6 protein-coding genes and 1 tRNA gene are annotated in these 5,335 nt (G+C 72.7%); 6 read left to right on the top strand and 1 reads right to left on the bottom strand.

The genetic code is table 11. The features are described 5' to 3' along the window. The 6 genes from ACR9ZK_RS20555 to ACR9ZK_RS20530 all read left to right on the top strand — a co-directional run. Nucleotides 1-357, top strand: a 357-nt coding sequence (locus tag ACR9ZK_RS20555) for an ABC transporter ATP-binding protein (RefSeq protein ID WP_481343821.1), incomplete at its 5' end; no start/stop codon positions are given. Next, nucleotides 350-1,201, top strand: a complete 852-nt coding sequence (locus ACR9ZK_RS20550) for an ATP-binding cassette domain-containing protein (RefSeq protein WP_481343820.1) — start codon at nucleotides 350-352, stop codon at nucleotides 1,199-1,201. The genes ACR9ZK_RS20555 and ACR9ZK_RS20550, both read left to right, overlap by 8 nt. Continuing rightward, nucleotides 1,198-2,184: an aldo/keto reductase gene (locus ACR9ZK_RS20545; protein ID WP_481343819.1), complete on the top strand. Its 987-nt coding sequence runs from the start codon at nucleotides 1,198-1,200 to the stop codon at nucleotides 2,182-2,184. Before ACR9ZK_RS20550 ends, ACR9ZK_RS20545 begins: the two co-directional genes overlap by 4 nt. Continuing rightward, nucleotides 2,181-2,993: an HpcH/HpaI aldolase family protein gene (locus ACR9ZK_RS20540; RefSeq protein ID WP_481343818.1), complete on the top strand. Its 813-nt coding sequence runs from the start codon at nucleotides 2,181-2,183 to the stop codon at nucleotides 2,991-2,993. The genes ACR9ZK_RS20545 and ACR9ZK_RS20540 overlap by 4 nt, the downstream gene beginning before the upstream one ends. Then, nucleotides 2,990-4,357: a sialidase family protein gene (locus ACR9ZK_RS20535; RefSeq protein ID WP_481343817.1), complete on the top strand. Its 1,368-nt coding sequence runs from the start codon at nucleotides 2,990-2,992 to the stop codon at nucleotides 4,355-4,357. The genes ACR9ZK_RS20540 and ACR9ZK_RS20535 overlap by 4 nt, the downstream gene beginning before the upstream one ends. Further along, complete coding sequence (locus tag ACR9ZK_RS20530) at nucleotides 4,354-5,094, top strand: SDR family NAD(P)-dependent oxidoreductase (protein ID WP_481343816.1); 741 nt, start codon at nucleotides 4,354-4,356, stop codon at nucleotides 5,092-5,094. Before ACR9ZK_RS20535 ends, ACR9ZK_RS20530 begins: the two co-directional genes overlap by 4 nt. Nucleotides 5,095-5,128: 34 nt before the next feature. On the opposite strand, the gene ACR9ZK_RS20525 is transcribed toward ACR9ZK_RS20530, so the two are convergent. Beyond that, nucleotides 5,129-5,204, bottom strand: a tRNA-Lys gene (locus tag ACR9ZK_RS20525). Nucleotides 5,205-5,335 lie beyond the last annotated feature (131 nt).

The raw sequence follows: 5,335 nt of genomic DNA, 5'->3' as shown, positions 1-5,335 counted from the left end.
ACCGGTATCGGCCTGCTGCTCATCACGCACGACCTCGGCGTCGCCCGGCTCATGAGCGACCGCGTCCACGTCATGAAGGACGGCGCGTTCGTCGAGGGGGGCCCGGTCGGAGACGTCGTCGACCACCCGCAGCACCCGTACACGCAGAAGCTGCTCGGCGCGATCCCCGAGCTGGGCCCGTGGGACGACCCCGCCCTGCGTGACCGCGGACCCGGCGAGCCCGACACGTCCCTGCCGGAGAACGCCACTGGGACCGCCGCGGCACCCGTGGTCGCCGACGAGCCGGCCTCGCCGGCGACCGGCCCCACCGACCCGACCGACCCGACCTCGCGCGTCAAGGAGGCGACCCATGGCTGAGACGCCGCTGCTCGAGGTGAGCAACCTCGTCGTCGAGTACCGCACCGGCAAGGAGACCTTCCGGGCGGTCGACGACGTGTCGTTCAGCGTGCCGCGGGGCGGGACGCTCGCCGTCGTCGGTGAGTCCGGCTGCGGCAAGTCCACGGTGGCCAAGGCCCTCGTACGCCTGCTGCGCCCCACGTCGGGCTCGATCGTCCTCGACGGCACCGACCTCGCGACGCTGTCCGAGCGCGCGCTGCGCCCGCTGCGGCACCGCATCCAGATGGTGTTCCAGGACCCCTACGGCTCGCTGGACCCGCACCTCACGGCGCAGCAGATCGTCGCCGAACCGGTGGCGGTCCGTGGCGAGCGCTCGAGGAAAGTGCAACGCGACCGTGCCGCCGAGCTCCTCGACCTCGTCGGCCTGCCGAAGAGTGCCCTGACCCGCAAGCCGCCGGAGTTCTCCGGCGGGCAGCGCCAGCGCATCGGCATCGCTCGCGCCCTCGCCTCCGAGCCCGAGCTGCTCGTGTGCGACGAGGCGACAAGTGCTCTCGACGTGTCGGTCCAGGCCCAGGTCATCGAGCTGCTCCGCGAGATCCAGCGCGAGCGCGGCCTGACGTACCTGTTCATCTCGCACAACCTCGGCGTCGTGCGGGCGATCTCGAAGGAGACGCTCGTCATGCGGGCCGGTCGTGTCGTCGAGCATGGGGCCACCGAGGAGCTGCTGGCCCGCCCCCGCGAGGAGTACACGCAGCGGCTGCGTCGCTCGGCGCTCGAGCCCGCCCTCATGACCGGCCTCAAGCCGCGTCACCTCATCCGTCACATCGCCGCCGCCCGTGCGGCAGAGAGCGAGAAGATCGCATGACCGACCTGCCCACCGTCGACCTGCCCGGGCTCGACCGACCGCTCCCGCGGCTCGTGCTCGGCACGATGACGTTCGGCGACACGGTCGACCTCGACACCGCACGGAGGATGGTCGACGTCGCGATCGGGGCCGGCATCACCTCGGTCGACACGGCCAACGGCTACGCCGGGGGAGCGAGCGAGGAGATGCTCGGGGAGATCCTCCAGGGCCGACGGGACGCCGTGACGCTCGCGACCAAGGCCGGCATCTACCCCGGTGACGCGGGCGGAGCGCCGCTGCTGTCGGCGTCCGCCCTGCGGTCCTCGCTCGAGGCGAGCCTGCGGCGACTGCGGACCGAGCACATCGACGTCTACTACCTGCACCAGCCCGACCGCTCCGTCCCGATCGACGAGACCGTCTCTGCCCTGGGCGACTTCGTCAAGGAGGGCAAGGTCCGCGCCATCGGCGTGTCCAACTTCGCCGCGTGGCAGATCGGTGACGTCAACGCCGCCTGTGACGCGCTCGGCACGCCGCGTCCGGTGCTCGCCCAGCAGCTGTACAACCTCGTCGCCCGACGCATCGAGGCCGAGTACGTCGAGTTCGCCACCACGAAGGACCTCGCGACGGTGGTCTACAACCCGCTCGGCGGGGGCCTGCTGACGGGCCGCCACACCTTTGCCGAGTCGCCGACCGAGGGGCGCTTCGGCTCGTCGGCACTGTCGACCATGTACAAGGACCGCTACTGGAACGCCGAGACGTTCGCCGTCATCGACGCCCTGTCGGCCGTCGCCGCCGACGCGGGTGTCACCCTCCCTGCGCTGGCGCTGCGTTGGCTGCTGTCCAAGCCGGTCGTCTCCTCGGTGCTGCTGGGCGGATCCAAACCACATCAGCTGGAGGCCAACATCACTGCTGCACAAGCCGGTCCGCTGGCCGAGGACGTCGTCGCCGCATGCGACGAGGCGGGCTCGCCCCTCCTGGGCTCGATGCCGGGATACAACCGATGAGCGCGGCGGAGGCCCCTCGGACCGCCTTGGAGCGCAGCCGCGCCCGTGTCCTGGACTACGCCCGCCGGGTCCGTTCGCGCGAGCCGATCCTGGGCTACTGGGTCATCATCGACTCGCCGGTGTCGACAGAGCGCCTCGCGCGCGTCGGCTGGGACTACGTGTGCTTCGACGCCCAGCACGGGTTGCTCGACTACAAGGGCATCCTGTCCGGGATGCAGGCCATCGACGCCGGGGGCGAGTCGGTGGGCATGGTCCGGGTCGGCGCCAACGACCCGTTCCTCATCGGGCAGGCTCTCGACGCCGGGGCTGCCGGGGTCATCGTGCCGCTCGTCAACACCGCCGAGGACGCCGCCCGCGCCGTGTCGTACGCCAAGTACGGCCCCGAGGGCATCCGCTCCTACGGCCCGATGCGCTCACAGCTGCGGATCGGCCCGGACCCCGCGGCCTCGAACGAGGCGACCGTCGTGCTCGTGATGATCGAGACCCCCCAGGGCCTGGAGAACGTCGAGCGGATCGCGGCCACCCCCGGTGTCGACGGGCTCTACATCGGCCCGTCCGACCTGCGACTGGCGGTGGGTGGCTCGACCTCGACCGACCCGACCGTCGACGACGTCTTCGAGGCCGCCGTCGAGCGCATCCTTCGGGCGGCGCAGACGGCGGGCATCGCCGCCGGGTTCCACACGCCCAGTGGGGAGGCCGCCGCCAAGCGCCTCGGCCAGGGGTTCACGCTCGCCACGGTGTCCTCCGACCTGGTCCACCTCGAACAGGTGGCGACCGCGCACCTGCGGGCTGCCCGGGGGGAGTCGTGACGCTCGCCGCCGATCCCGTCGCCGACGGCGTCGTCCGGGTGCGGGACGAGGCGACCTTTCCGCATGCCTTCCCGACGGCGCTGCTGCCCACGCCGACCGTGCAGTGCCACGCGGCCAACCTCGCGTGGCTGCCCGGCGGCGACCTGGCCTGCGTGTGGTTCGGTGGGACGCAGGAGGGGGTCGCCGACATCTCGGCGTACCTGTCCGTGCTGCCCGCCGGGTCCGACACGTGGCGGGCCCCGGTGCGGCTCAGCGACGACCCGACGCGCTCGGAGCAGAATCCGGTGCTCTTCGTCGCCACCGACGCGGAGGTGTGGCTGCTCTACACGGCCCAGCTGGCCGGCAACCAGGACACCTCCGAGGTGCGTCGGCGCATCTCGCGCGACGGCGGCGTGACCTGGGACGAGCCGACCGTGCTGTTCCCGGCCACCGAGCAGGGCGGCGTGTTCGTGCGCCAGCCCCCGGTCGTCCTGCCGACCGGCCGCATCCTCGTGCCCGTCTTCAACTGCGTCACGGTGCCGGGGGAGAGGTGGGCCGGTGACGCCGACACGTCCGGGGTGCGGGTCAGCGACGACGGAGGCTCCACGTGGACCGACGTCGAGGTGCCTGGCTCCCTCGGCTGCGTGCACATGAACATCGTCGAGCGACAGGACGGATCGCTGTGGGCGTGCTTCCGCAGCCGGTGGGCCGACCATGTGTGGGAGACGACGTCGACAGACGGCGGCAGCACCTGGAGCCGGCCGGTGCCGACCGTCCTGCCGAACAACAACTCGTCGATCCAGGCGGCCGCCTTCGGCGACGGCCGGGTGGCGCTCGTCCTCAACCGCAGCAGTGCCGCCGACGCCACGGCGCGCCGGGTCTCGCTCTACGACGAGATCGACGACGACGGCATCCGGGAGGACGTCCACGGCCCGGTGCTCGCCGAGGTGGGCCCTGCACCCGGTTCCGCCGGCGGCCCCGCCTCGGGTGGCCTCGCCGTGGGCGGACCCGCCCGGGTGGACCGCGCCGAGGAGCGCCCCAGGGCGTTCTGGGGTGCGCCCCGCGCGCCGATGACGCTCGGCGTCAGCGTCGACGACGGTCGCACCTGGCCGGCGCTGCTCGACGTCGAGACCGGTGACGGGTACTGCCTGTCGAACAACTCGCGCGACGGGCTCAACCGTGAGCTGTCCTACCCGTCGGTGCTGCCCGGCCGCGACGGTGACCTCCACCTGGCCTACACGTGGCACCGTCGCGCCATCCGGTACGTGCACGTGCCGGCCGACGCCGTCGACCGGTTGGTGGCGCAGGCCGGCCGGGCCGATGGCACGCAACCGCCCGCGGACGCGTCGACGCGTCCGGGGTCGACGTCCACCGGGTCGGCGTGACCGGACCGGAGAGCGCAGGCTTGTCGAGCCGGACCCCCGGACCGGCGCCGCGCACCGCCGTCGTCACCGGTGCCAGCTCCGGCATCGGGCTCGCCGTGGCCGCCGAGCTGCTCGACGCCGGGTGGCACGTCATCGGGCTGAGCCGGACCCGTGGGTCCCTCCCGGGCAGCGCCGCGTGGCTGGCCTGCGACCTGACTGACGTCACCTCGGTCAACGACGCCGTCGCGGCGGTGCGGGCGACCCCGGGCGGCGGTCTGGGCGCCGTGGTCCATGCCGCGGGACTTCAGCACTCCGGGCGCATCGGCGCCCTCGACCACGCCGGTGGCGAGCGGATGTGGGCCGTGCACGTCCGCGCGGCCGAACGGCTCGTGGACGGCCTCGTCGAGCACGTCGCCGACGGCGGCCGCGTCGTGCTCGTCGGCAGCCGGACGATGACCGGGGTACCGGGCAAGAGCCAGTACGCCGCGACGAAGGCGGCGCTCGTGGCCCTCGCCCGCTCGTGGGCCGCCGAGCTCGCGCCGCGACGCGTCACGGTCAACGTCGTGGCGCCCGGTCCGACCCGCACGCCGATGCTCGAGGACCCGAACCGGGCGGCCACCCCGCCCGTCCTGCCACCGCTCGGTCGGCTCGTCGAGCCCGCCGAGGTCGCCGGGCTCGTGCGCTTCCTCCTCGAGCCCTCCGGGGCCATGGTCACCGGGCAGACGCTCGTCATGTGCGGTGGAGCATCGCTGCCCTGAGGTGGTGACGCGCACGGGTGGTGACGTGAACGTGTGGTGGGCCCCGTCGGGCTCGAACCGACGACCAGCGGATTAAAAGTCCGACGCTCTACCAACTGAGCTAGAGGCCCGAGGGTTCGGCGTGAGAAGCAGCTTCCCGGCGGCTTGATCGGAACAACAGCCCTGCGCGTCGCTGCCGAGCGCGATCCCCAGCGCAAGTATGCCCTGTCTCTTATACACATCTGACGCTGCCGACGACGGA

The organism is Monashia sp. HAY1-5C, from assembly GCF_056755255.1.
Note: the sequence above shows the minus strand (reverse complement) of the source record. Positions and strands in the feature narration are given on the sequence as shown.